Genomic DNA, 25,651 nt, shown 5'->3' with positions numbered 1-25,651 from the left:
AATTATCTATAAAACAGGACAAATGAAATACGATGTAATTATTATTGGAAGTGGGCCCGGAGGTTATGTAACTGCAATCAGAGCCTCGCAGCTAGGATTTAAAACTGTTGTAATTGAAAAAGAAAATCTGGGTGGAGTCTGTTTAAACTGGGGGTGTATCCCGACTAAAGCACTATTAAAAAGTGCACAAGTATACGACTACTTAAAACATGTAGATGCTTATGGTTTAAAAGCCGAAGCTATTGATAAAGATTTTAATGCCGTTATAAAGAGAAGTCGTGGTGTTGCAGATGGTATGAGTAAAGGTATTCAGTTCTTAATGAAAAAGAATAAAATAGATGTCATTAATGGTTTCGGAAAAATAAAAGCAGGTAAAAAAGTAGTGGTAACAACTACCGACGGAAAAGCCGATGAATACAGTGCAGATCATATTATTATTGCAACAGGTGCACGCTCCAGAGAATTACCCAATATCCCTCAAGACGGCAAAAAAGTCATCGGATATAGAGAAGCGATGAGTTTGCCCGATCAGCCAAAATCTATGATTGTGGTAGGTTCCGGTGCTATAGGTGTTGAATTTGCTCATTTTTATAATGCGATGGGAACAGCAGTAACCATTGTGGAGTATTTGCCCAATTTAGTTCCTTTGGAAGACAAAGACATCTCTAAACAATTTGAACGCTCTTTTAAGAAATCAAATATCAAAGTAATGACTAATGCTGCTGTTGAAACTATTGACACTTCCGGAGATGGTGTGAAAGCTACCGTAAAAACAAAAAAAGGGGAAGAAGTATTGACCGCGGATATACTACTGTCGGCAGTAGGAATAAAAACGAATATAGAAGATATAGGTTTAGAAGAGGTAGGCATTATTACGGACAGAGATAAAATCTTAGTAAACGATTGGTATCAGACAAACATACCCGGTTATTATGCTATTGGAGATGTAGTTCCCGGCCCGGCTCTGGCGCATGTTGCTTCTGCGGAAGGAATCACTTGTGTAGAAAAAATAGCTGGTATATATACGGAAGCCATTGACTATGGAAATATTCCCGGTTGTACATATGCAAGCCCTGAAATTGCTTCTGTAGGTTTAACAGAAGAACAAGCAAAAGAAAAGGGATATGATTTAAAAATAGGTAAGTTTCCGTTCTCTGCTTCCGGGAAAGCAAAAGCTGCCGGAACCCCGGATGGTTTTGTAAAAGTTATTTTTGATGCAAAATACGGGGAATGGTTGGGCTGTCATATGATTGGAGCTGGTGTTACAGACATGATTGCCGAAGCGGTTTTAGGCAGAAAGTTAGAAACTACCGGGCATGAAGTATTAAAAGCAATTCATCCGCACCCTACTATGAGTGAAGCGGTTATGGAGGCAGTTGCTGATGCATATGATGAAGTAATTCATTTGTAATGCAGAATAGCTAAATCAGAAATTACAATTTACAATTAGAAAGTTCTTGACGGGTTGTCAGCTTAGATATCTACTATAGTTTAAAGTTAGAAAGTTTCAAGTTTCTGTAACTTGAAACCTTACGACTTTCAAACTTTCAATAAATCCTTTTTTTGTGCTTTGGCATCATTCTTGTCATTAACAAAACTTTAACCATTTTTATAAGATCGTTGCTAAATGGTGGGAAGTTTGTTAGAAGAAGAATGAGTATGTTCTTTAAACCGAAGTTTTTGACTTCGGTTTTATGAATGCTTTATATCATTTAGACTTTGAAGTTACTCAAAAAAGCTTCAGTATAGAATTCATAGCCTGTGATTGACTTTATAATTTCAGGTGTTAGATGGTTTACCATTTCTGTAATTTTATCTTGTAATGTTTTTACATCTTTAAATAATTTCATTGCTACTCTGCTGCCATGCCAACAAGATACAACTTTATTGAGTAATATAAAAGTTAAAAACGTATTAGACAGTCTTTTTATCTTTAATGAACTCGTTTAGACTTTTTGGATTTAAGCGAAAATTAGAAGTTTTTAGCTCTGTTGAAGACTTTTTTGAGTTGCATAGCACATTCTACGGAAGGAGAAAAAGACAAAAACAGAGCGGGAAACAGCAATTTTTTAGCAAATTCAAAAAGTCTAAACGAGTTCAATTACAATACCAGTACAGTAAATTCTAACCGTAACGGTTTTAAAGCAATTTTTAACGCCTTTATAAAATCCGTTCCGTACTCCAGATAATATTCGGAAAAGTTTCGCTGACGTTCTTCCAACCCTTGATTTGGCAATAATTGATTTTGTATTTCCGTAATTCTAAAAACCAAATTTTGCTGTCTTCTCTTTTCCGCTCGCAACCATCTTTTTTTCAAATTTTCCAAGCCTTTCATTTGTTTTCTCTCCTGTGCATTTACAGCTCCTATAAAAGAACCGTCTGTTTGTTTGGCGAGCATTCGTAATTCATTAAAATGTTGTTTAAGCATTATTTTTTTTTGTTCAAAATCAACAGAAATATCAGAATGCGCTATCACTTTTTTAGCCAATAAATCTTCTTGTTTTAAAAATAGTTCTTCAAAAGAAATCTCCAGCTTATCTATTTTTTTTTGCTGTTTTGCAGCCATCACCTGAACCGAGTTTCTTAACATTAATATTGGAAAAGAAACGCCGGCTTTTTTAAAATATGCCTTTAGTTCTAACCAATATGCCAGTTCTCCTCCCCCTCCAATATAAGCTATATTCGGCAAAATAACTTCCTGATATAAGGGACGCATCATTACATTCGGACTAAATCGCTCCGGGTGATTTTTCAGTTCTTGTAAAATGTCCGTTTTAGAAAAATCAATTTCGGTATCGCCTATTCTATATCGCCCTTCTTTTTCTATAATACGCTCTCTCAGATTATTTTTTATGTAAAACAGATTTATTTCTCTGGGTTTTACTTGTATTTTATAATCTTTTTTCAGTTCGGCAGTAGTCTCGGAAACGGCTTTATAAGAAATTTTGTGTAACAATTCATCTTTTATGAACGGGCTGAACTGTTTTTTGAGATTCATATCATCTCCATTAATGATAACCAATCCGTAGTCTTTAAATAATTCATTGACAATATACCTTGTTGCCGATGCTAAATTACTATGGGTCGTATATGCTTTTTTAAAGAGTGTTTTTAGATAGTTTGCATTTTTTGTCTCTCCTAATTGCCTTGAAAATACTTCAAAAACCTGTGTTAATCCTTCCGTGGAGAACCTCCCCACAGGCCCGCCGGAGGGCCTGTTCCATCGGATCTTTTTCCCTCGAAAATAAAAGTGATTTATTTCTTCAAAATCATGATCTTCCGTAGCCATCCAATAGATAGGGGCAAAACTGTTTTCAGGGAACTTTTTCGTCAACTCTTCGCATAAATTAATGGTAGAAATAATCTTATATAAGAAATACAAAGGTCCGGTAAATACATTTAATTGATGCCCGGTAGTGAGGGTATATGTATTTTCGTTTTGCAATGAAAGTATATTCTTATGTGTATGTTCTGAGACATCAATATTTTTATACTGATTTTGTAACGCTTCAACTAAAATAGTTCTTGATTTTCGATTGTGTTCGGGGTATTTAGACGATATGGATTTTTCTTGTATTTGTTTGGCAAATCCTTTTATATCCGGAAAATGATTATAATAGGATCGAATGGTTGTTTTCTTTTCCAAATAATCTATGATCATTTTAGAAAAGAAATGAGTTTTCCGAAAAGGAATATGAGTCGCTTTCATATCATGGCACTCATTACTCTTATTATAAAATAATACCAAAAAGAATAATACACGATATAAGAGCTCAAAATCATATGATAAATTTTGATAAAAATACTAAAATTTCGTGAGGAGGTATTCATAAATCGCTTGTGAAAAAAGTTTTAAAGTTTCAGGTTTTTATCCCCAAAAGTAAATCCTCAAATGAGCCTCAAGATAAATTTTGTTTCTTGAAAAACAAATCGTTTTTCTACTCAACCTTTTGATATGAGTTAGTAAGTTCAAATTCATTCGTTCAATTCTGTTAGTACAGTATTGAAAGCGCTTGTGAATTTCACTTGGAATTAAACTCGGATAAATATTCAGCCTGTCTTTATAAATTCTTTTTGGATTAAGTACCAACAATTTATCAATAATACATTTCAAATTTTCTGTTGACCTGTTACCAATTACAAAGCTTATAACATTTTTAGTTTTTTGCTCAATTGCATAGATCAAACAGTTTTGTAATTTGCCATTGGCTAGCTTTATAAGCATTTTATCTACTTCAAATTTACAACTGAGCTTGTTGAAATAAGGAATTCGAATCTGATTACTGATCTTTAACATTCTTGATAAAACTGTCTTACTAGAGGTATTTAACGTGATTCCGATATAAAAAAGGTAAGATTTATTTAAGAAAAAAAGTGAAATTTTAGTAAATTAAACAACTGATATTAAATTTAATAACTAAATATAGATAAACGCTTTAAACATTAATAATTTTATTGGACCTTTCTTTTCAAAGAAAGATAAGATGAATTCTTCTTTACAGGTATTCCGTAAAAAAGTTGTTATCCCCAATAAAGAAGATCGTGAGCGAATTGCTGTAGAGTTAGCAGAGAATGATGGTAAATACAAACGAGGTAAAGGAAGTCAAAAACAGGCAGCATTATTAGTCATGGTTGAATCTAAAGAAGTAGAAGCCTCAGAAAAGTACAAACACAAACCCAATAAAACAGTAGGATATATCAAAATGAAATTGTTAGACAATCTTACTAAACAAACCACCAATGAACATGTAGACCAATCGATTGACAGGAAGTCATCGGCTACAACAGATGATGCTAACAATTATAATGATCTGAAAGAAAATCTTGCCGATCACAATGCAGTTGTTTGTAAAGCAAAAAAGGAAGCCTCTAAAATACTGCCATGGGTACATATTGCTTTTTCAAAATAAATTCTTTTGTTGTACTCGATTATTTTATCCTTAAATTTCCAACTAGAAAATGATGGATGAGCATATAAAGTATCCTTCTTAAAAATAAAAGCATACGAATAGTAAGCTTCGTTTAATTCTAATTTAGAAATCTTTGGTGCTACTTCTAGCTTCTGTTTAATTTGCTCCAATTCATGCAAAATATCTTTGTCATATTCTATTTTTACCTTTTTAATGTAATTTGATGGTTCAAAAAACCTATATAATTCACTTCCAAATATCTCATCCCCATCAATTTGACTATTGTTTTGATAAACCAGTAGCAATGAATTATTCGAGCATGAAATAATAAGAAGAAACATAACTAAAAGATATATTGGGCTCATTTTTTTGGATCAAGACTAATTGTTGTGTTTATGCAAAAATTGTAGTTAATCTATAGAGGAAGAATTCTGTGTTTTTGACCCCTCTAAATTGTAATCTAAAGGCTTTGATTTTGGCATTGAAAGATTCTGCCGCTGCATTAGTACTTCTATTAATGAAGTAATTCAATATTGATCTATAGTTAAGCCTGATAGAGTTTGCTATGGTATTAAAAGCCTTGTATGCTGTTTGTTCTACATCTTTATACCAATGCGCTAGTTTTGTATAAGCGACTTGTATTGAGTTTGCTGTGTTGAAGATATTTCTAAGTCCTTGTACGAGCTTAAAAGCTGTTTTGATATCAGGATATCTTTTAAAGAGGATGTTAGCTCTTACTCTTTGATCTTCTGTCCAATTACTTGGTGCTTTGTAGAGTAAGTATCTGCTTCTAGCCAAGAGTTGCTTTATGGTATCTCCATTTTCTAATATTTCAGGGTAATATTCTTTGTTATTGGTTTTGGCAAGTTTGATCCGTTCATTTTCTGTATCTATGGCTTCCCATCGATGTTTGATCCTAATTTCTTGAAGTGCTTCTAGAGCTAGTTTCTGTACATGGAATCTATCGGTTACTTGTATGGCTTTGGGGAAACACCGTTTGGCAATCAGCTTCATGGAGTTCGCCATATCTAGGGTAATTTCTCTGACCTTGTTTCTTTTCGCAGATGAGATTTTAAATAGGTGTTTGATAATAGGTTCTGCTTTGGTAGTAGCTATGATCGCCACAATACTTCCTTTCTTTCCTTTAGCTTTTTTATTGGTAACGATGGTGTAGAGTTCTCCTTTTGATAAGGCTACTTCGTCGATAGATAATCGAGTTCCTATATTCTCAGGGAAGATCAACCACTCTTTGGCATGAGACTTTTCCTTCCACTGTTTAAACTCACTCAAATAATCTCGATACTGCCTTTGGAACTTCTTCCCATTCACGCCATAGATTCTTGCAATGGTTTTGCAATCACTCTTCTCAGTATCGACTAATCTCTTTTAAAAAAGCAGCAAACTCACCTGTCATGCGAGTTCCCTGAGCTACTAGATTCCAATCTCTTTGAATGATTTGCCTAGTCTCTTTATCTAACCATCTACGTCGCCTTACGTGAAGATACACAGTGTTTCCACGCAAAGGAAAGTCTTCAATAGTAATCTCTTTGTGGAAACCATGAGCAATTACATTAGGATTTATGACTTCTTTAGGAACAACATTACGCTCTTCAAAATACAAATGAAGTTCCTCATTTCGATGAGTGTGTCTTACCAAATCAAAATGTTCTACGAGCATCTCAGGTAAGATGAATTTTAAAAGGTCTAAGGATAATTCCAATCTCTGTTTTTTTTTTACAAAGATCAAAACTTTAATTCAATCCACACAAAACTTTTGACCCTGATCCCTAATTGCTTCGTTTCACTCGCAAAGACACACTTCATTCAATCTTCAATTAACAATTAATCTTCATCTGAACTCACACACAACTTTTGTGACTGATCCATTTTTTTTGTCATTGTTTTTTCTTTTTAGGTTCCGTAGTTGTTGGAGATTCTGTAGGATAATATCCCCTGCCATAATTTGTTCTCTTATCTTGCTTTAACTTCTCATTAACTTGATTTGTTAAAGTTATAGTATATTTTTCCTCAGCATTAGAGAAAGATAAGTCTGCTCCTTTTGGAGTTTTTAACCCCTCTTTTTTGGTTGATTTATCGGCTTTTCTTTTTCTGTAGTTCTTATTGTCATGAACATCATTATAATTATGAATTAATTCATGAGCCAAGAGTGATGAAGCTGAGTTTCTACCCGTGTTTCCATTTCCATAAGCCTTACCAGCATCTTTTCTAAAATATGCACCATGAGTATCTTTAAATTTAACAGTATCAGTATTTGGGTCATATTTATTACTCTCACCTTTAACTATAGTTACATCATTATCTTTATCATTTATCAAAACATCTAATACGTTGATTGTTTCAGCATTTTCTCCTTCTCCAATAGTTATATTCATTGTGTCACTTGAATAGAGTTGATCTATTGCTTTGTATGTGTTTCTTTCAAATTCATCTTCGATAGCATCATAATCTCTATCTTTTTCATAAGAATAATAATGATCTCCAATTTTTATTCTTTGTCCATCAGGATCAATAAAGAAAATAGGATTATTCATTCCGAATGAATATGGAGGCCATCTAACATATTCATCTGCAGCATTATCTACATTCATCCATCTTCCTAATCCAGCATCATAATTTCTCCAGCTGAAATCATGTCAATTGAGTCCAAGTTCCTGTTGATTTTCTTTTCCTTGAAAGTCAAATCGGTTCGCCACGGAATTTCCATTACTAGAAATTACGTTATTATACCCTTTATGTTTCCCATCAAAGGGGTAATACGCATTTTCCTCTATAATTTCCTCCTGCGATATATCCCCTGATTCATCGGTATCTGCATAGGATAATCGTACATTGCCTAAGTGGTCTCCATTTAGGCACTTTTTTTTGATCCGGGCACCTTTTTTTTCAGGGATATCTCCCAAACTATAAAAAAATTGATATGTGTTATCGGTCGCTGTCATAGCTGATGCTAATATAAAATTTTTTTTCCGGTTACCTTATTATTTGGTGGATAGTTTTTGGTTATTGGTAATTCCTCGCCCGCAAAACCCAGTTTTTTGTACCCAAAAATCCTCTGTCTTTTGCGGGCTCCCTTATCCTCGTATTTATACATAATTTGCATTATAAAACGGCCGCTACATCAGGGCTACACCCAAGCCGTATTTATAATGTAAACTATGCAAAATACTCCCAAGCTCCTTGCTGCCTGAGCGCACATCGGAACCGGGATTGATGATAGTAGCTTTGATTTAAAACAGGATGAAGACTAACGCCCTTCGGTTGTTCCATTTTAATACTCGTCGATTTTTCCCTGCCTTTTTTCCACCCCTAAAAAATCGCCAAGTATTAAAACGTTTAACTCCGTTTTAAAAAGGTGAGGATTTATAGAAAGGGCTATAGCAGGGAGATAAATCGTCAGCTTTTTAAAATGAGACAAGCGATAGCGCGTTCAGCTTCACAACTACATCGTTTGTTGTAAGTTACCTGGCCTGTGATATCTCAAGTGTTTTCCGTACTGCTTTTAAAAACAAACGATAGTGCGTTAGCTTTTCATCTAAAAACGTTTACTATATTTCCCTTTTTTTATTTTACCCGTACTGTTTGTAGAGGCCAACGCCGATTGAGTGCTCTGCGTTGTACGCAAAACCAGCGCAGCGAAAGCGCAGCGAAAGCGCAGCGAAAGCGCAGCGAAAGCGCAGCGAAAGCGCAGCGAAAGCGCAGCGAAAGCGCAGCGAAAGCGCAGCGAAAGCGCAGCGAAAGCGCAGCGAAAGCGCAGCGAAAGCGCAGCGAAAGCGCAGCGAAAGCGCAGCGAAAGCGCAGCGAAAGCAGCGCAGCGAAAGCGCAGCGAAAGCGCAGCGAAAGCGCAGCGAAAGCGCAGCGAAAGCGCAGCGAAAGCGCAGCGAAAGCGCAGCGAAAGCGCAGCGAAAGCGCAGCGAAAGCGCAGCGAAAGCGCAGCGAAACCGCAGCGAAAGCGCAGCGAAAGCGCAGCGAAAGCGCAGCGAAAGCGCAGCGAAAGCGCAGCGAAAGCGCAGCGAAAGCGCAGCGAAAGCGCAGCGAAAGCGCAGCGAAAGCGCAGCGAAAGCGCAGCGAAAGCGCAGCGAAAGCGCAGCGAAAGCGCAGCGAAAGCGCAGCGAAAGCGCAGCGAAAGCGCAGCGAACGATTAAGTGAGCAGCGTGGACGCGCCACAAGCATTTTTTTTCTCCTTATTATAAAAATAATCAATCGATTAAAAAAAATGCGCAGTAGGCTTTGGCACCAGCGGCTGCGCCCATGAAGCAGCGGTGGATTTTTGTAGGCGGCCCATAGGAGCCGTTCACAAAAATACAGAGTAGCTGCGGGTGAGCGGAGCAGAAGCCGGGAGGCAGCAGCTTTTTTTTGGACAAAAGGAACGCCCGCAGGGACCCTTTTTGGACAAACAAAAGTGCTGCACAGAGGGGCGAAGCGAACTCCTTTGATTCCGCTATAGTTAGTTCAAAGTTCCAGGTTTAAAATTCAAGATTTAGTGCTAAATCACTGGCCAGAAGCCTTGTATTATCAATTTTTCTTATGGTGCTATAAAAAAAATTGATGATAGAAGATGCGGATTTTGGGAACTTTGAACCTTGAATTTTGAACCTCTTTACGTTCTGTATTCCAGGTCTATAAATTCTTTTACATTTTCAAAGTCTGCACTGACGGTCTCAAAAGCAATTTCCGGTTCATAAACTGAGGATTGATAATCCAGTAATTTGTACGTATGCTTGCTACCTTGTTTGAGAGGAGTTTTTTCGGCTAGTTTTAGATGATATAGCATAGGAAGTAATCGTTCTATATAACGAATCGATTTTCTAAGCACTCTGGCCGCCTGTAGTTTGGTAAAGGGACGGCCATGAAAAATGTATTTCAGCTCGGTATAGCTCTTTAGTAGTTTGTCATTAATGGTATACTGGCTCATCAGCTCAATGGTGGTCAGTACATCTGCATAGCTGCTCAGGTAACTACCCCTGTCTTGGGTACGCTCTTTGTGATTGAGCAGTGTAATACTTCTTAGCAATCTTTTGAACAACAATAAGTCCTCTATGGGTAATTCTTTGTAATAACCTTTCAGATACTGCTCATAGGGATTGATAGTCTTATATTTAGGATAAAGTGTTTTTATTAAACTTTCTAACTGGTATAATATCGATTTATTTTTTGTCTGGGTATGTCTTTTTTTGGAGTTCATCAGCTAATGGTTTTAAGTGATTGATTTTTATAGCAATTTTTAAAAACCCCTATATATTCTTGTTCCGGGTCGATGGGTCGCTACTGCTTTGTTTTCTGATTATCAGGTTTTTGACCGGCCCATAACCGACCCATAACTGACCCAAAGCGACCCAAACATGAAGTGTTTTTAGGTGTTTTTTTGGTTTTTGTTATAAGTATCTATCTGATTATAGAGATATTCCCGGATTTCTTGTCGTAATTTCTGTTGATTGTCCAGGTAGACGATTTTATAGACAAAGGTGTTTCTACTTTTTGTATGGCTTTTTTGGAGGTATTCCAACTCTTGCAGTTCATTAAAATACCGTTGAGCCTGGCTTTTACTAATGCTAAATTCCTGTCGTATTTCTCGTTGTGTAAACTGCGTGTCGCAGTCACTGGTATTTTCTCTTTTTGCTTTCTTTTTGATATATTCCTTTAACTTTTCATAGAACTGTCTCAGGATACCATCGAGCTCATCGGTCTTTAAGACAATGCTTTCAAACATCAAATCTACTGCTGTCTTTACATCGTCTAATGCTGTGATTAATACTTGCTCTCTTTTACGTTGATGCTGATGCAATATGGTAATTTGTGCAATAAAGTCATGGAGCATTTGGGTAAGACGTCTACGTCCTTGCGTATTTTTAGGTAAGTGCAAACGGTAACTATTTTGTACCGGATAGGGTTCTAATAAGTGAACTATATTTTGAAGCTCTGTGATTGCCTTTTCTTCACTCTGGCCGGTAATCATCCCGGAGGCTTTTTTTGCCATATAATCCAGTACTTTTTCTGTCTGTGCTTCGCTCTCATCAATAGCCACTGTAAATACCCTGCTTTGGTTATCCTCGTAAATATGGAACCTGGTAGTAGCTACCAGAGAAGCGATAGGGCCATAGACATACTTTTCTCCACTTTTAATCTCGCCGGTGAGCTCATTTTTTAGACTTACACTGCTACTTAATTTCTCATTGCTTTGCAGCTCTCTCCAGGCAAGCTGTGCTTCCTCCCCCAGTCCGTCGTAATCTTCCAGGATAATACCGCAGTGCTGCAGGTCATACATTCCGTAATTATAAAAACTCTTTTCACTGACTCTGGTAAAGCGTTTGATTTTATATTGGCCGTACATACAGTCAGCCACCTTTTTAATCAAGTGGCTCTTGCCGCTTCCCGAGCTTCCCTGGACCATAGCATGCAGGGTTTTATGCATCTTATGACTTAACAGGATAGTAAACAAAAACACCGCTTTTTTCTCTTCTCCTACAATGCCGGTTTCCTGCAATTTTTCAGATAAAATATCAATGAGGTTTTTATCCTTTAAAAATAAAAGAGCTGCTTGTTTTTCTTTCTCCGATAGCATTCTAAGTTGTGGGATTTCTTCTTGTTTGTTTTCTATGACTTCCAACTGATGCAATCTATGGGTTTCTAACTCTCCGGTAATGATGTTCAGGGCTTTGCGGATGATACTGGTTCCCATTTGGAGACTCTCCGCGCAGGTTCTTGTAAATTTCTCGATACGTTCGCCATGATACAGATCGAGGGTATTTCTTACAGGAATGGTATGTGGGTTGTCTTTGCTATGTACTACCAAAGTAACACGAAGCGAACCCAGGTTCTTCAGGTCCATTTTACCCAGTACTTGTATTTTTAGATGCTCGTCATGGTAGATACTTTGATGAGTGGTGATTTCTAATGTATAGGCTTTGGCAGGTTTTGTTTGTGTCTCTATAGGCTTTCTGCTTGTAAAAAGATTCACAAAAATATCTGCAGTATGGCTATCGAGCAGTGAGTTGATATCTTCACCCTCAAGGGTGGGAACACTACTGAGCTGTACTTTTGGAAACTGCTCTGCAAAGGCTTTACCGTAGACTTCCGTAGCTTTTTTACCGGCATCATCTGCATCTAACCACAAGATGATTTCCTGCAGATCTTTTAACCGGCGGATAGCCTCGGTGTGTGCTGCAGTGATTCCGTTAGTGCCGTAAGCAGCCATAACGGCTGTGGCTCTGGGAAGTGTAAAATGCTGCAGTAGTGTAGCAGCATCAATCACACTTTCGACAAGGATGACTTTTTGGGTGTTTTCTCCGGGATAACCCGGATATAGTCCCTGTCTGTTTTTAGTATAGTAATGTTTGTTTTTGGCATCGCCGTAAATGCTTCTGCCATACAGTGATACGATCTGTGCGCTTTTATTTTTAGTGGAAAAATAACACAGTATTTCAAAGAAGGGTGGTCTTTACCATTATTAAAGGCAGCTTCCAGGGTTTTATAATCCAGGTGCCGGCCGGTAAGGTAATCTCTTGCCTTACTGCTTTGACCCAGTTTGGGCTGTAGTTTTTTAAAGAGCTGCTGATAATTGATAACTGATTTTATGGGAGCTGCTGTTTTGGTTTTTGGAGTTTGGGCCATCCCGGCATAGGGCTGTAACCATTCCAGAACTTTGGGTAATTCCCAACTATAGAACTTTTGTACCAGAGCTATGACATCCATACTCCCGGCATCACAATTTCCACTAAAACACGTAGCGAGTTGTTTTTCCTTTGAAAAAAATAAACTGGGTTTTTTGTCTTTATGAAACGGACACAGACAGGAACCGTTTTTGCCGATCTGTAATCCCAACTCCCTGCCAATCTCTACAATGTCTAACTTGCTTTTTAACTCTTGGATGTTCATTGTTGATAAAAATATTATTTGCCTTATATGTGCAAATTAAAACTTAAAAGGCAATTTTTACAAATCCATTAAAATATAGTTATTAACAAAAAGGTAATTTAATATAGATAAAGACAGTCTTTTTAGGTAAATTTGTGTTAATAATTTTCCAAAAAGACATATATGAAATTAGGAGATAGATTGCAAAAATTACGCAAAGAGGCGAAATTAACACAAGGGCAGTTAGCTGAAAAACTAAATATTTCTATGACCCAACTTGTCAGATATGAAACAAAAGAAGTACAACCGCCTGCAAATGTCTTGAAAAAATTAGGAGAAGTCTTAGGAGTTTCAATTGATTTTCTAATCAACGGAGATACTTTAGAAAAAGCTCAAAGTCAATTAAAAGATAATGATTTATTAATCCAATTTAAGAAAATAGAAAAACTAGAAGAAGAAGATAAAAACATTGTCAAAAAGTTGATTGATGCTTTCGTAGCTAAAAAACAAATCCAACAAATTGTGACATAAACTTATAAAAACAAAAAACCACAACTCATTACAACATAGCAAATCTTACTACTTTCAAATTTTATAACTTTTCACCTTCCAACTCCTTTATATTCTCTATATCCTGGAAGTTTGTATTACACTTAAAAAAATAGTTGGCCAGTGCCTGCCGGTTTGTATACAAACAACCATTATAGACAACAGTTCCTCCTTCTAAAACAATATACCGGGTAGGGTATGCTCTGCTAAGTTTCCGTAATTTTTTTAAGGATATCTTTTCTTTCATAACAATATGAGTTTTATTACAAGTAAGCCACAGCTATCTCTAATAACTATGGCATACTTTTTTATTATTTGTATTTTAATTCCTGGCCTTAACGCCACTAAGCACAGCTTAGCGGGAGCCCCATTCTAGCGGCAGCCTTTAGATTAGCAAATAGAAATAATTACTTAAAATAAAAACATAATAGTTATGATGAAATTTCTTTTTTTGCTTCTTTTTTTCTTTGTTAATAACTCTTATTTTGTTGATAACCAAAAACACAAAAGAACGGAGTGAACTTTAGCGGCCAGCTAGCTTTTTAGAGCCATCCCCCGTATTAGTCTCCGTTCTTTTTAAAAGTTACTTAGAACCATATAGAATTTCAGTTTCTGCCCTTATTAAAGGTCTTAGTTTAAGTAACTATTATTAATATCTAATTACAAAATTATGAAAACAAATGAAATTATCGGAATCGATGTCAGTAAATTATTAATTGATGTTTGTATCTATTCTAAACAAATTGTTCAACAGTTTGAGAACAGTAAATCTGGATTTAAATTAATGCTAAAGTGGAGTTTTAAAAATTCGTCTTTCTCTAAAGAAGAAACCATGTTTGTATTTGAACATACAGGAATGTACTCTCATTTATTATCTGTGTCTTTAACTGAACAAAAATTATCTTTTTTCATAGCTTCTGGTTTAGAAATTAAAAGATCTATTGGTATTGCTCGTGGAAAGGATGACCAAATTGATGCCAAACGCATTGCTCTATATGGGTATCGATTAAAAGAAGAACTTAAACCCAGTAAGCTACCTAAAAGAAGTATATTACAACTAAAAAGTCTCTTATCTTTAAGGACAAAACTTAACAAACAAAGAGCTGGTTTTAAAGTTACTTTGAAAGAACAAAAAAGAATTTATAAAGCAAAAGAGTATAAAATAATCTTTGACGTTCAACAAAAAATGATTGCAGAACTAACCAAACAAATACACAAGATTAATACTCAAATGCAAGCTATTATTGACCAAAATATAATGTTAAAAGAAACCTATAAACTTGTTACTAGTGTTAAAGGTATAGGAATGCAAACTGCTATAATGATGATTGTGTTTACTGACAATTTTTCAAAATTTGAAAACTGGAGAAAGTTTGCCTCTTATTGTGGTGTTGCTCCTTTTCCTTACCAATCTGGAACTAGTATTAAAGGACGTACAAAAGTCTCTCATTTGGCTAATAAAAAATTGAAAGCAATTATTAATATGTGCGCTATTTCTGCTATACAACATAACCCAGAAATGAAATTATACTATCATAAAAGAATAAAACAAGGCAAAAGTAAAATGAGTACCGTTAACATTATTAGAAACAAATTAATAGCAAGAGTGTTTGCCGTTGTCAAACGACAAACACCCTATGTAGATACTTTTAAATTTGCTGCATAAATTAGTAAAAATAATATCTCAACTTTTACTTGTTTTTATCATAGAATACGGGGGCTTCTTAAACGTTTTGAAGTAATTCAGGAAATGACAGGAGATGATAAAAATATTGTCCTTAAATTTCTTGACCTAACTATCAGAGACTTTAAAACCAAAAAAGCATACTCCTAAAATATAAAAGAGCCACTCCATGACAGAGCAGCTCTCTTACCTATGAAAAGGAAAATTTATGTTTCTTTAAAATAGTCTTCCAAATCTTTGATAAATGCTTCTTTATCAAAACCGTTAATGGTTCTACCGGCTAAAACTTCTTTGGTGGCTTTTAAAAACTCCGTACAAAGAATTTCTTTTCTTTTTGTTTCATCCGAAGATTTAAAAATTTCAAAATCTAGTTTTAATTCATATGTAATCGTTGGTTCTTTTTTCATAACCTTTAACGGCCGGATAGGGAAAAAGGGTTCAAATCCTTTTGATACACAAATAACACCAATAGTAACTTGTTTAACCCTGTCTCCATAATCTTTATCTTTAAAGAACAAATTTAATTCATCAGCTAACTTATGAGTGATTCTACTTTCTTCATGGGTAAACTCTCTGGAAAATTGAGCTCCTATATAAAACTCCATAATTATAATATTTTATTATCTAAATATTTTATTTCCCGGAGGTAAACTTCCTGTGGACAAGAAATGACCATAGATAATGATCTTTTCCTGTACTTTTATCTGTACCGTATTTCCAAAGAAAATAGGCTTCATAGTTACCCCGCCTGGAACCATAGTTTGTAGAGTTTCATCACTATATCTATCAAATCCTTTAGTAGTTTCTCCATATTTCCATACTTCCCCCGCCTTTAGTGTTATAGGATTTCCTCTAACATCCAGATACGTACCTGGTTTGTTTACGGTCAGCATATAAGTCATTCCCGGAGGCCCGCCAGCTTTTTCTAATATTCTCTGAATTTCTTTTTCCTGCTTAGCATACGTCCAGTTAGCATCTGCAGCTTCAAGAACAGCCTCATTAACAGCATTTATTATTGCAACGGTACCATAAGCTAAGCCAATAGCAATAGTCATATTTATAGCAGTAGTAATAACTGCAGCATCTGCAAAAGGAAGCGGGCCGTCAGAACCGGCAACAGTTAACGCCATAGCACCCATAGACTTTAACTGGTCATCATCTACATGAACGTCCATCTCGTACTTATTCTCTATTTTCCCATCTTCACCTTTATTGCAATCAGAACTATTAGGTGGGCACGGAGTATTATTATTACTTCCATCAGCATTTCCTCCATTCTGAGCATATGCAAGAGCTTCTTCAAAAGAAACTATTTGTCCATTGATTACATATTCGCCTATTTGAGAATTATAAATAGCATCTGCACCACTAGGGTCTGCAAAAAATACCGGATTATTATCAAAGGCTGTATATGTTGACATACTCCAATGGGTAACCGGATCGATGGCTGTCCACCTTGCAATAGTTGGGTCATATTGCCTAAGTTCCATTTCATACAAATTCAAGCCTAAGCTTTCCTCATACTCAATTCCATTGTATTTAAATTTCCGCGCCACATGATTCCCATTAGGATTCACTGTAACATTTACCCCACGAATTTTAAGCCCAAAAGCGTAATAATTTGACTCCTCTATAATCTCATTTTGTGAGACATCCCCAGAGTTATCGGTATCTGCGTAGGATAGTCGAACATTGCCTAAGTGGTCTTTGTATTGATATACATACTCCAATACGCTTACGCATTTTTTTTCTCCGGTTGCCTTTTTCTGGCACGGTATCTCCCCTGAGAAGAAAAAATTTTGATATGTATGCTCGCTTGCTGTCATAGCCACTGCTAATATATAAAAAAATTCCGGATACCTGTTGGTTCATTGGTGGATTTGTTATCGGTAATTGGTAGTGAGTATTGAGTATTAAGTATTGGGGGGAACTTCCGTTTTAAAAAGATGAGGATTTATAGTGGGGCCGAAGCCGGGGAGATAAATCGTCAGCTTTTTAAAATGAGACAAGCGATAGCGCGTTCAGCAGGGGAACTACATAGTTTGTTGTAAGTTCTTTAGCTTCTGATATCTAAACTGTTTTCCGTACTGATTTTAAAAACTGTAAACTCATTTTAGGATTGATTTTGAACTGTAAATCTATTTTAGGATTTAACTAAAAAAACGGTAAACTTTTTGTAGGATAATAGCCCACTATGTATTTCCCTTTTTTTACTGGTACCGCACTGTTTGTAGAGGCCAACGCCGATTGAGTGTTCTGCGTTGTACGCAAAACCAGCGCAGCGAAAGCGCAGCGCCAAAGCCGACGTGGACACAGGGGCTGTGAACGATTAAGTGAGCAGCGTGGACACGCCACAAGCATTTTTTTGTTCCTTGATTTAAAAAATAAAAAACTCCTTTTAAAAAAAAATGCGCAGTAGGCTTTGGCACCAGCGGCTGCGCCAGATAAGCAGCGGTGGATTTTTGTAGGCGACCCATGAGCCGTTAACAAAAATACAGAGGAGCTGCAGGTGAGCGGAGCAGAAGTAAGGAGGCAGCAGCTTTTTTTTGACCAAAAGGAACGCCCGCAGGGACCCTTTTTGGCCAAACAAAAGTGCTGCACAGAGGGGCGTAGCGAACACCTTTGATTCCGCTATAGTTTGTTTCAAGTTTGAGGAGTTTCAAGTTTTGGATATTGCTAAATCACCCACTAGAAGCTTTGTACTATCCATTTTTCTTATACCACTATAAGAAAAATTGATAATAAAAGGTGCGGATTTTGGAACCTTGAACACCTTGAATTTTGAGCTGTATTTAACCTAGCGGGTGGAACTTTTGGATGGCCTTGTGTAAATTCTCTAAATTATCTTGCTGATATCTTTCGGTAGAACCTATGTATTTATGACCACACATCTGTTGTACTTCTCTGATATTGTATTTACCGAGCCAATAGGTAATCACACTTGCTCTTAATTGTTGCAGACTTACCACTTTGTGATTCACTGTTTTTAACTTCTTTATAATACTTCTTTGAATCATATTAAATTGTGGGGTATTTAACGGGAATAAGGTATCGTTATAGAGCTTTATACGCTTTTGTATTTTTGGTCTGTACCGCTCTATGTATTCCATAAGCTCTATGATTTGCCAGGATTGTAAGGGTAAGGTTCTCGGGTTGCTTTTGGTGGTACCCGGAACGTCTATTTTTCCTTTGTGTAACTGTACATCTTCCAGTTGTAGTTTTGCCAATGTGGCAGTGTTTAAACATTGATAGACGATAAGCCCTGTAATGACTTTATTTCTCTTGGCGGTGGCTTTAAAGTACTTATCTGTGACATGGTCACTTTCAAAAGAATAATATAAATCTTCCAATTCTTCATACGTTAACAAATTAGCCATTACTTTGGTTCGGGAGCGTTTTACTTTTAAGCCTGTTGCCGGGTTATCTACCCTTATGTTGCTTTCTATTAAATAATCATAGTAATATTGAACACATCGTATTTGATTGTTGACACTTTCGGCTCTCCAGTTTTTAGCTTGCAGATACTTTACATATTGCATCAGTGCTTTATAATCCAGCAGTTGTGTATCATAGCCTTTTTGTGTACACCAATTTTTATAGTCCTTTAATTTCCACAGATAGGCCTTGATACTAGTTGTACGATGTCTTTGTTTTTCCAAATAGGCTTTAAAACTCATCATCATTATTATTATTATCTTACTATAATTTCTTAACCAGATGCGTATAAATCTGTGTGGTCTCCAAGTGGGAGTGTCCTAAAAATTGTTTGATATCTTCCAGTCGCATTCCTGCTTCGAGTAAATGGGTAGCAATAGAATGGCGCAATCTGTGAGGAGATATTTTTTTAGCTATAAGCTCCCGGTTATCGGTTGCTTTTATGATACGTTGCAAATGAATTGCAATAGCCGCTCCTGTTAATCTTGTTCCGCTTTGGCCTATCAATAAAGCTTCACTTTGTGAGTACCGGTAAAATTCGATACGTGCCCGGTAGATATACTCTTCTAAAATCGCTAAGTTGTACGGATTGATAGGAATCAAGCGTTCTTTGTAATGCTTGCCTTTACGAACATGAATGAGTTCTTTATCAAACAGGATATCTTTAATATTGACATGGACCGCTTCGTCTCTACGCAATCCCAAACCATACAACAATACCAGCATGGCTTTATCTCGTAGTTGTACATGCCAAAGAGGACTGCTAAATTCGGTGGCTTTAAAGAGTTGTTTGGCTTCTGCCGGAGTAAGAATGTTAATGGTTTCAAAACGGTCTGTTTTCTCGGGTTTTAAATGAACCTCCAAAGGTTTTGCACCGTGTTTTAGCAGGTATTCTCCAAACTTTTTTAAAGCTTGCTGATGTTGGTTTAAATAATTTTTACTCAGTGCGCCCCCTCTTCTTTGATTGGGTCTTTCTTGCAAAGCTTTATAATACTCCCTAACGATTGTTCTTGTAATATCTGCTATGGAATTAATATGGCGACGCTCTAAGTAATAAAAAAACTCTTGTAAAAAAATAGGATAACCATACACACTACGTGGCGTATGGCCTAAGATATCCAACCACTCTTTGTAAGCTTCTAACAGATGCTTAAAATTTTCATTTTGTAAGGGTAGTTTCTTCATATTTATTTTTTACTTGGGTATGTCTTTTTTTAGCATTTATGGTTTAGTCGCTATAAGTTATTGATTTTCTATTTATTAACTGGTCCATTTGGCTGGTGAGCCACTACTGAGCCGGTGGGCCGGTTGATTTTGGTCAAACAATCTTCCAATGCCTTACTTATCTGCTCTTTAAGGTGCTGATACTCTTTAACATCTATAATCTGATAATGATAGATTTGTCCTTTCTTTCCACTTATCTTTTTGATATACCCTTCCTCTATTAATTGTAAATGGTATCGTTTTAAGGTACTGGCTTTGATACGTAAGTTTCTTCTGATTTCGGCATTGGTAAACTGCGTTTGTTTTTTCTCTTGTAAGTACAACTTTAATTTTTCCAGGTGATTTCTTGCCGCTCCGCTAAGGGTATCTGATTTTCTAAGTAGCACTTCTGTTATTAAATGGTTAGCTTCTTGTATGTCTTCTATTGTTGTTTCTATATAGACTTCTCCTGTGGCTTCATTTACCTGCTCCTCACGTTGGTATTGATGATAAAAGGTAATCGCCTCTATTAGTTGCAGATAATGAGAGTTGGTACGTCTGGGTTTGAACACAGATTGAGGCAGCTCCAAAAACTCTGCAAAGGGGTTGATGACTTTTACGGGTTTCAATATTTTTTGAGTATTTCTAAGTAAGGCCACAGCTGCCAACTGTTCTTCTTCATTGACTTTCCCCGCAGAGATAGCACGTTGGTAATCCATTATTTTCTTATCCTGCTCCGAACTTTCATCCATATAGAGTAAGAAGCTTCGGTTGCTGTTATCTTCATAAACGGATTCTCTGGTAGTACACCCGGCCACCGATACCGGACCTTCTACGGTCAGGTGAATGGTTTTGGTAGTCCCTTTGCTATCTTTATGTACTACGGTTTTAGTGATTCTTTTTTTGGATTGTAATTCCCGAAGCGGGTAGAGTACCGATTCTGCTCCGTCCAAATCTTCTATTAAAATGAGTTTGTTTTTAAGTTCTGTACGATTAAAATAGTAAAAGGCATTGGCAGAGAGGACAGTAATTTCTACCTTGTCTTCCTGTGGTATCAGCTCTGCTACTTTTGATTGTAAGTGTGTTTTTCCAACGCCACTACTTCCCAGAGAGATACAATGCAAGGGATTATTGGTCTTTCTACTGGTAAACAAAAGGTACATCAGAAGGCGACTGGTTTCTTCTCCTATCACACCTGACCTTCCGATGTACTCATTGGTGTTAGCTAACAGATGCTCCTTTTTCAAAAAGGCGGTAGCTTCTTGGGTAGCTTTCCCCGTTAGGGGTGGTATCTCAGGCCCGGACTGTTGTTGTTTTTCACTCTCCAGTAAAATAAATCGATAATTCTCCAACTCCCGGGTAAGCTCCCGGAGGCATTGCCTCACTACAGAAGTCCCAATCTCCAAACGTTCTGCTATTCTTCTTACAAATTTCTCTACCTGGTTGTCATTATACAGATCGATACTATGCCGTAAAATATTCATTGACCCTATTTTTTGGATGCTTAGCGTTACCCGCAGGCTTTCGAGCTTTCCTAGTTTTAAACCTCCTAAAATCCGGATGTCCAGGTATTGGGTTTTATATCCGTAGTTATTTGGATTTTGAGTATTTAATTTCATTGTGGTACATATTTGTATATAAATAACTTTTCATATTATTTTACAAATATATACACTTTTGTTAGATAATGTCAATACTCATTTTTGTATATATAAGTAAAACCCTTATCTTTACTGTGTTTTTTAGGTAAATATTTTTTTAAATCATTGTTTTTTAGCATTTTTTTATATGGATTTTCCCACGCATTTTAAACACTTACGTAAACAAAGCGGACTGTCTCAGGCGGCACTTGCCAAAAAATGTGGTATTAAAGTAACCAACATATCCCGATATGAGATGGGGCGAGTAAAACCCAATTTTGATATTGCCATAAAAATGGCCAGGCATTTGGGAGTGTCTATGGATGTTTTCTACGGTATAACAAGCAGTGAGGATACCCAATTGGTAAAACTCGCTAAAAGAGCCTCTAAATTGCCGAAAAACAAACAGCAAACCTTAGAACAGGTAATAGAGAGGCGTTTTTGTAGGTAACTTTAAATCCTTATAGCTTTTCAACTTTCAACTCCTTAATATTCTCTATATCCCGGAAGTTTGTATTACACTTAAAAAAATAGTTAACCAAGGCCTTACGATTTTTATACAAACAACCATTGTAGATCACACAACCTCCATGTAAAACAATATATCTGGTGGGGTATGCTCTGGTAAGTTTCAATAACTTATTTAATGATATTCTTTCTTTCATAACAATATGGGCTTTTATTACAAGTAAGCCACAGCTATTTTACTAACTATGGCCTACTTTTTTTGATGTTTGTTTCTAGTTTAATTATTTATAGCCAACTCTCGTTAAAAACGAGCGCTCAATGTCATTGCGCTAGTGAGGCCAGTTTACTACACTACCAAGATTATTTAATTTTTTCAAAACATGTTTCCATTCTATCAAGAAAGTGATTTAAGAATTCTTCTTCCTTTGATTTACCAAATTTTTTAAATGTTTTTCCGCCAATGGTTATATCAGTATCTAGGTATTCGCTCATTAGCTTATTTTCATTAATTAATTTGTAAAGAATCAGAGTGTCATTTTGATACATAATTAACAAATTATCTTGACTTTTTAAATTTAATCTCCCTATATATTCCAATTGGTTTTCTTCTCCATAATAGAACAAAGAATCTCTTGAAACTTTATAAAATAAAGGAGCAAGCACTCCTCCTAAGTTTGAAAAACGGTACATTGTATTACTATCAAAAAAAACCTCATTATAATCAAAAGTGTCAGTTGTAGAATTATTACCTATATTTGAGTCAGTAGAGTATAGGTACCAATTTCCTTTAATGTCTATATCTTTACTTTTTATTTCTGCATTTTTTTCTTTCTTACAAGCTATAAACATTAGTGCAAATAAGACAATTAATAAACTTTTCTTATACATCTTTCTAAATTTTAGTTTTTAGCATTTTTCTTTTCAAAAAACCCTCCCTGTTGAACAGCTCTATAAACTCTATTGAATAAATCTTTACCATTAATTCTCATAGTCAAAGCATTTCCACCGCCTTTTAATTTAACACTATAATAATAAATAAAGTCACCTTTACCATTACCTCCTGAGTTTTGTGATCTAACAACCGATATTTGATACATTTCACTTGATTTTCCTTTCAAACCTTCATCAAAACTCATAATCATTGATCCCCCTGAGTCTTTGTAATATTTTTTGACGACATATCCTATCATTGACCCCATTCCAAACCATCTTTCTGCAATACCTTTCTTTCTTTTAGATTGCTCATAGTTTATTATATCATCAAGAATAAGTACTCCTCTATCTGAATCAGTTGTATTATCAATAAAGTGAAACCATTGAATAAACGAACCTAATACTTCTTCTTTCGACTTAGAAAGACTTATTTTATCAGGTCTCATTATTTGCTGATTGCAGCAGTCTTCCTCTGTTTCAGAATCATTTTCATCATCATTATTGCCATTAGAATTATCAGTAGTCCCTCCATACAAAGTTATTATTTCCTCGTGAAGTTGAGTATAATAATTATTCCAATAATCTTCTTCGGTTACTTTATTCGTATCAAAAAAATCCGAGATTGCATCTGCTCCGCTAGGGTCAGCCCAAAATATTGGGTTATTATCAAATGCTTGATAAGGAGAATATTCAAAATGTATTACAGGATCAACAGAAGTAAATCGGGCAATTGCAGGATCGTACATTCTTACCTCCATTTCATACAAATCCAATCCCAGTGATTCTTCAAGTTCGACACCATTATATTTAAACTTCTGTGCCACATGATTTCCACTAGCAGATACCGTAGCATTATACCCTTTGTGCCTGAGACCGAAGAGGAAATAACTACGTCTTTTTAAATCACTTTTCTTTGAGGTCAATGTTTTTTTATTCCAAACTAATTTTAGTTCAGTACTTTGATGATATTTTAATTTTAAACAGCCCAAATTTTTTATAAAAAAGTGAAGTTCAAAAATAAGTAAAGTATGGCTAATAATAATAAAAAATACTGTAAAATTAGTTTGGTTCTGCTACCCTTTAGGTTTTTAGTTCGCTAATTGATAAGATTATCGGTTTACGATATGTGTATAAATCTGCGTACTTTCTAGTGAAGAATGCCCCAAGAACTGTGCAATATTTTCAATACTAACACCATTTTGAAGTAGTTGTGTAGCGATACTATGGCGTAAAATATGAAAGGTTAATCTTTTGCTTTGTATGACTTTATTTGGCGTGATTTTCTGTAAATCTTTAAGACTGTTTGTAAGCCCACAAGAACTATGAATAAAGAGTTTTCGGTGTGTTATTTTTTGCAGGTTTCTAAAATTGTAAACGTAGTTTTCCAGTACTTTATAAACCCCTGTACTTAATGGGATGATGCGGTCTTTATAATTTTTTCCTTGTCTTATAAAAAGCGTTTTAGTATCAAAATTAATGTCCGTTACTTCAAGGTTCATCCCCTCGGTTCTGCGTATGCCACAACCATAAAACAAAGCAAAAATAAGTTTTAATTGTTCCTGCTTTTTCTCTCTTTTTTCAAAATGATATTTGGGGTATGTTTTTGAGATATTGTTTTGCAATTCCTTTATTTCTTCTTTGGTAAAAGGGTGTATATTGTTTACTCTTTCCTGCTTGTCCTGTTCAATTCTGTAATTTGTTGGGTTGGGTGCGGTGTGCATTCCTATTTGATGCATAAACTCCATCAGCTTGTCTATGGCATCAAAAGTTTTGTTGAGATGTGCAGTACTCAACCCGCCTTTTCTTCGCTTGTTTGGGCGTATTTGTAAGTAATTAAAATAAGTAGTAATGTGCTTTGCAGTCAGCTTGTTTATTTGGCTCACGCCCTGCGTGTCAAGCCAATTAAAAAAATCCCTTACACTAAAATTATAGTTGTAAACAATGGAATGTGAAAAGCCCAAAGTAGCCAACCACTCTTTATATTCTTGGTTAATAATTGTTAGGTTTTCGCTCAAAATGGATGATGTTTTGCAATGTCATCAGTTAGGCTTTCCAAATCGTTTACCTTATAACTTTCGGTGCTAGATATGTAGCGATGTCCTGCTAAATATTGTGCTTTTCGCAATCCCTCATTTTTTATCCAATTTGTAATAACCGAAGCTCGTAACTGCTTAAAATTTAAAAAATTACTGTCTATTTTCTTAACCTGTTTAGCAAGGTATTGCACCACTCCTCGAAAATCTTGAATATTGTTTTTTTCATTGGAAATAGGGTAAGACAAAAAAAGCTGTTCAGTTTCTTGATTATATAAGTTTGCTATTTTAGGTCTTATTTGCTGTGTATAATTGATTAAAACACCTATTTGTGTAGCATTTAAAACAATGGTTCTGCCATTACTTTTTTTTGCTTTTTGTATTTTTAAAGTGGCTTTGTTTAGGTCTAAATCGGTAAGTTTTATTTTTTTTAATTCTTTGGTTAGCAAACCTTGATACACAAGCATCCCCAACATACAATAGTTTCTTTCTCTGCATAAAAGAGAGCGTTCTCGGTCGTTTTCTCCTACGTATTTATTGTAGTTGAAATTCCTAATAAAGTTGTGGTAAAAATTATCGTTTAGCTGTTCCAGTTCTGCAAAAGAATAGATATTGTAAAGTGTTTTTTTTCTTGCTCCTCTTATTTTTAAAAAGTTAGTGGGGTTGGTCGCTATTAAATCATTTTGCTGTAAAAAAGTAAAATAATGCCTTAAAGCTGTTAAATCTCCTTTACGTCTGCTGTTGGTTTGGTGAAGATTTTTTTTAAGATAGGACAAGTACTCCAAAACATCTTTTTTAGTAGTATTAATGTCTTCCTTTGTAAACCATTTTAAAAAATCAGCTACGCTTTTGGTGTATTTTTTTTGCGTGATTTCTGCGTGGTTTTTGGTTTGTAAATAGTTAATAAAATCTTGCATTGTTCAA

26 protein-coding genes are annotated in these 25,651 nt (G+C 35.7%); 6 read left to right on the top strand and 20 right to left on the bottom strand.

Annotation, left to right across the window (positions count from 1 at the left end; all coding sequences use genetic code 11):
- Positions 1 to 22 precede the first annotated feature (22 nt).
- On the top strand, positions 23 to 1,411 hold the full coding sequence (lpdA, locus tag GKR88_04605; GenBank protein QMU63635.1) for a dihydrolipoyl dehydrogenase: 1,389 nt from the start codon (positions 23 to 25) through the stop codon (positions 1,409 to 1,411).
- A gap of 690 nt (positions 1,412 to 2,101) precedes the next feature.
- Here the strand turns inward: lpdA and bshC are convergent.
- Positions 2,102 to 3,709: a bacillithiol biosynthesis cysteine-adding enzyme BshC gene (gene bshC / locus GKR88_04600; protein QMU63634.1), complete on the bottom strand. Its 1,608-nt coding sequence runs from the start codon at positions 3,707 to 3,709 to the stop codon at positions 2,102 to 2,104.
- A gap of 159 nt (positions 3,710 to 3,868) precedes the next feature.
- Positions 3,869 to 4,297 carry a hypothetical protein gene (locus GKR88_04595; GenBank protein QMU63633.1) on the bottom strand — a complete coding sequence of 143 codons (429 nt, stop codon included), beginning with the start codon at positions 4,295 to 4,297 and terminating at the stop codon, positions 3,869 to 3,871.
- Positions 4,298 to 4,484: 187 nt separating this feature from the next.
- Between GKR88_04595 and GKR88_04590 the strand changes: the two genes are divergently transcribed.
- Entirely contained in the window at positions 4,485 to 4,910 is a 426-nt protein-coding gene (locus GKR88_04590; protein QMU63632.1) for a hypothetical protein, read from the top strand.
- A 393-nt stretch (positions 4,911 to 5,303) separates the two neighbouring features.
- On the opposite strand, the gene GKR88_04585 is transcribed toward GKR88_04590, so the two are convergent.
- The 4 genes from GKR88_04585 to GKR88_04570 form a co-directional block, all read right to left on the bottom strand.
- Positions 5,304 to 6,257 carry a DDE transposase gene (locus GKR88_04585; protein QMU63631.1) on the bottom strand — a complete coding sequence of 318 codons (954 nt, stop codon included), beginning with the start codon at positions 6,255 to 6,257 and terminating at the stop codon, positions 5,304 to 5,306.
- A 19-nt stretch (positions 6,258 to 6,276) separates the two neighbouring features.
- Entirely contained in the window at positions 6,277 to 6,630 is a 354-nt protein-coding gene (locus GKR88_04580) for a transposase (GenBank protein ID QMU63630.1), read from the bottom strand.
- A gap of 175 nt (positions 6,631 to 6,805) precedes the next feature.
- Complete coding sequence (locus GKR88_04575) at positions 6,806 to 7,519, bottom strand: hypothetical protein (protein QMU63629.1); 714 nt, start codon at positions 7,517 to 7,519, stop codon at positions 6,806 to 6,808.
- Positions 7,520 to 7,564: 45 nt separating this feature from the next.
- Positions 7,565 to 7,870, bottom strand: a complete 306-nt coding sequence (locus GKR88_04570; protein ID QMU63628.1) for a hypothetical protein — start codon at positions 7,868 to 7,870, stop codon at positions 7,565 to 7,567.
- A gap of 659 nt (positions 7,871 to 8,529) precedes the next feature.
- Between GKR88_04570 and GKR88_04565 the strand changes: the two genes are divergently transcribed.
- Positions 8,530 to 9,183, top strand: coding sequence for a hypothetical protein (locus tag GKR88_04565; protein ID QMU63627.1), 654 nt, complete (start codon positions 8,530 to 8,532; stop codon positions 9,181 to 9,183).
- A gap of 345 nt (positions 9,184 to 9,528) precedes the next feature.
- Here the strand turns inward: GKR88_04565 and GKR88_04560 are convergent, their stop codons facing one another.
- The 3 genes from GKR88_04560 to GKR88_04550 all read right to left on the bottom strand — a co-directional run bounded on the left by GKR88_04560 (position 9,529) and on the right by GKR88_04550 (position 12,803).
- The gene (locus GKR88_04560) at positions 9,529 to 10,113 is read right to left on the bottom strand and encodes a hypothetical protein (GenBank protein QMU63626.1); all 585 of its coding nucleotides are present in this window, start codon (positions 10,111 to 10,113) and stop codon (positions 9,529 to 9,531) included.
- Positions 10,114 to 10,281: 168 nt separating this feature from the next.
- Complete coding sequence (locus GKR88_04555) at positions 10,282 to 12,348, bottom strand: toprim domain-containing protein (protein QMU63625.1); 2,067 nt, start codon at positions 12,346 to 12,348, stop codon at positions 10,282 to 10,284.
- Positions 12,177 to 12,803: a hypothetical protein gene (locus GKR88_04550; GenBank protein ID QMU63624.1), complete on the bottom strand. Its 627-nt coding sequence runs from the start codon at positions 12,801 to 12,803 to the stop codon at positions 12,177 to 12,179. The genes GKR88_04555 and GKR88_04550 overlap by 172 nt, the downstream gene beginning before the upstream one ends.
- 162 nt (positions 12,804 to 12,965) lie before the next feature.
- On the opposite strand from GKR88_04550, the gene GKR88_04545 reads away from it, so the two are divergent.
- A complete protein-coding gene (locus tag GKR88_04545) occupies positions 12,966 to 13,313 on the top strand; it encodes a helix-turn-helix domain-containing protein (GenBank protein ID QMU63623.1) in 348 nt (115 codons plus the stop codon).
- A 61-nt stretch (positions 13,314 to 13,374) separates the two neighbouring features.
- Here GKR88_04545 and GKR88_04540 read toward each other — a convergent pair whose 3' ends face one another.
- The gene (locus tag GKR88_04540; GenBank protein QMU63622.1) at positions 13,375 to 13,578 is read right to left on the bottom strand and encodes a hypothetical protein; all 204 of its coding nucleotides are present in this window, start codon (positions 13,576 to 13,578) and stop codon (positions 13,375 to 13,377) included.
- Positions 13,579 to 14,001: 423 nt separating this feature from the next.
- Here GKR88_04540 and GKR88_04535 point away from each other — a divergent pair, with 423 nt between their 5' ends.
- Positions 14,002 to 14,997: a transposase gene (locus GKR88_04535; GenBank protein ID QMU63621.1), complete on the top strand. Its 996-nt coding sequence runs from the start codon at positions 14,002 to 14,004 to the stop codon at positions 14,995 to 14,997.
- 224 nt (positions 14,998 to 15,221) lie between these two features.
- On the opposite strand, the gene GKR88_04530 is transcribed toward GKR88_04535, so the two are convergent.
- The 6 genes from GKR88_04530 to GKR88_04505 form a co-directional block, all read right to left on the bottom strand.
- On the bottom strand, positions 15,222 to 15,620 hold the full coding sequence (locus GKR88_04530; protein ID QMU63620.1) for a hypothetical protein: 399 nt from the start codon (positions 15,618 to 15,620) through the stop codon (positions 15,222 to 15,224).
- Positions 15,621 to 15,635: 15 nt separating this feature from the next.
- The gene (locus tag GKR88_04525; GenBank protein ID QMU63619.1) at positions 15,636 to 16,841 is read right to left on the bottom strand and encodes a hypothetical protein; all 1,206 of its coding nucleotides are present in this window, start codon (positions 16,839 to 16,841) and stop codon (positions 15,636 to 15,638) included.
- Positions 16,842 to 17,169: 328 nt separating this feature from the next.
- Positions 17,170 to 17,505, bottom strand: a complete 336-nt coding sequence (locus GKR88_04520; protein QMU63618.1) for a hypothetical protein — start codon at positions 17,503 to 17,505, stop codon at positions 17,170 to 17,172.
- A gap of 302 nt (positions 17,506 to 17,807) precedes the next feature.
- Entirely contained in the window at positions 17,808 to 18,698 is an 891-nt protein-coding gene (locus tag GKR88_04515; GenBank protein QMU63617.1) for a tyrosine-type recombinase/integrase, read from the bottom strand.
- Between the two features lie 16 nt (positions 18,699 to 18,714).
- The gene (locus tag GKR88_04510; protein QMU63616.1) at positions 18,715 to 19,635 is read right to left on the bottom strand and encodes a tyrosine-type recombinase/integrase; all 921 of its coding nucleotides are present in this window, start codon (positions 19,633 to 19,635) and stop codon (positions 18,715 to 18,717) included.
- Positions 19,636 to 19,703: 68 nt separating this feature from the next.
- Positions 19,704 to 21,272 carry a hypothetical protein gene (locus tag GKR88_04505; GenBank protein QMU63615.1) on the bottom strand — a complete coding sequence of 523 codons (1,569 nt, stop codon included), beginning with the start codon at positions 21,270 to 21,272 and terminating at the stop codon, positions 19,704 to 19,706.
- Positions 21,273 to 21,441: 169 nt separating this feature from the next.
- Between GKR88_04505 and GKR88_04500 the strand changes: the two genes are divergently transcribed.
- A complete protein-coding gene (locus tag GKR88_04500; GenBank protein QMU63614.1) occupies positions 21,442 to 21,744 on the top strand; it encodes a helix-turn-helix domain-containing protein in 303 nt (100 codons plus the stop codon).
- A gap of 377 nt (positions 21,745 to 22,121) precedes the next feature.
- Here GKR88_04500 and GKR88_04495 read toward each other — a convergent pair whose 3' ends face one another.
- The 4 genes from GKR88_04495 to GKR88_04480 form a co-directional block, all read right to left on the bottom strand.
- Entirely contained in the window at positions 22,122 to 22,649 is a 528-nt protein-coding gene (locus GKR88_04495) for a hypothetical protein (protein ID QMU63613.1), read from the bottom strand.
- An 11-nt stretch (positions 22,650 to 22,660) separates the two neighbouring features.
- Positions 22,661 to 23,518 carry a hypothetical protein gene (locus GKR88_04490; protein QMU66640.1) on the bottom strand — a complete coding sequence of 286 codons (858 nt, stop codon included), beginning with the start codon at positions 23,516 to 23,518 and terminating at the stop codon, positions 22,661 to 22,663.
- Positions 23,519 to 23,803: 285 nt separating this feature from the next.
- Entirely contained in the window at positions 23,804 to 24,709 is a 906-nt protein-coding gene (locus GKR88_04485) for a tyrosine-type recombinase/integrase (protein QMU63612.1), read from the bottom strand.
- Positions 24,706 to 25,644, bottom strand: a complete 939-nt coding sequence (locus GKR88_04480; GenBank protein ID QMU63611.1) for a tyrosine-type recombinase/integrase — start codon at positions 25,642 to 25,644, stop codon at positions 24,706 to 24,708. Before GKR88_04480 ends, GKR88_04485 begins: the two co-directional genes overlap by 4 nt.
- Positions 25,645 to 25,651: the final 7 nt, after the last annotated feature.

This window comes from Flavobacteriaceae bacterium (assembly GCA_014075215.1).
Taxonomy (GTDB): Bacteria; Bacteroidota; Bacteroidia; order Flavobacteriales; family Flavobacteriaceae; genus Polaribacter.
This window is presented reverse-complemented; position numbering and strand designations above follow the sequence as displayed.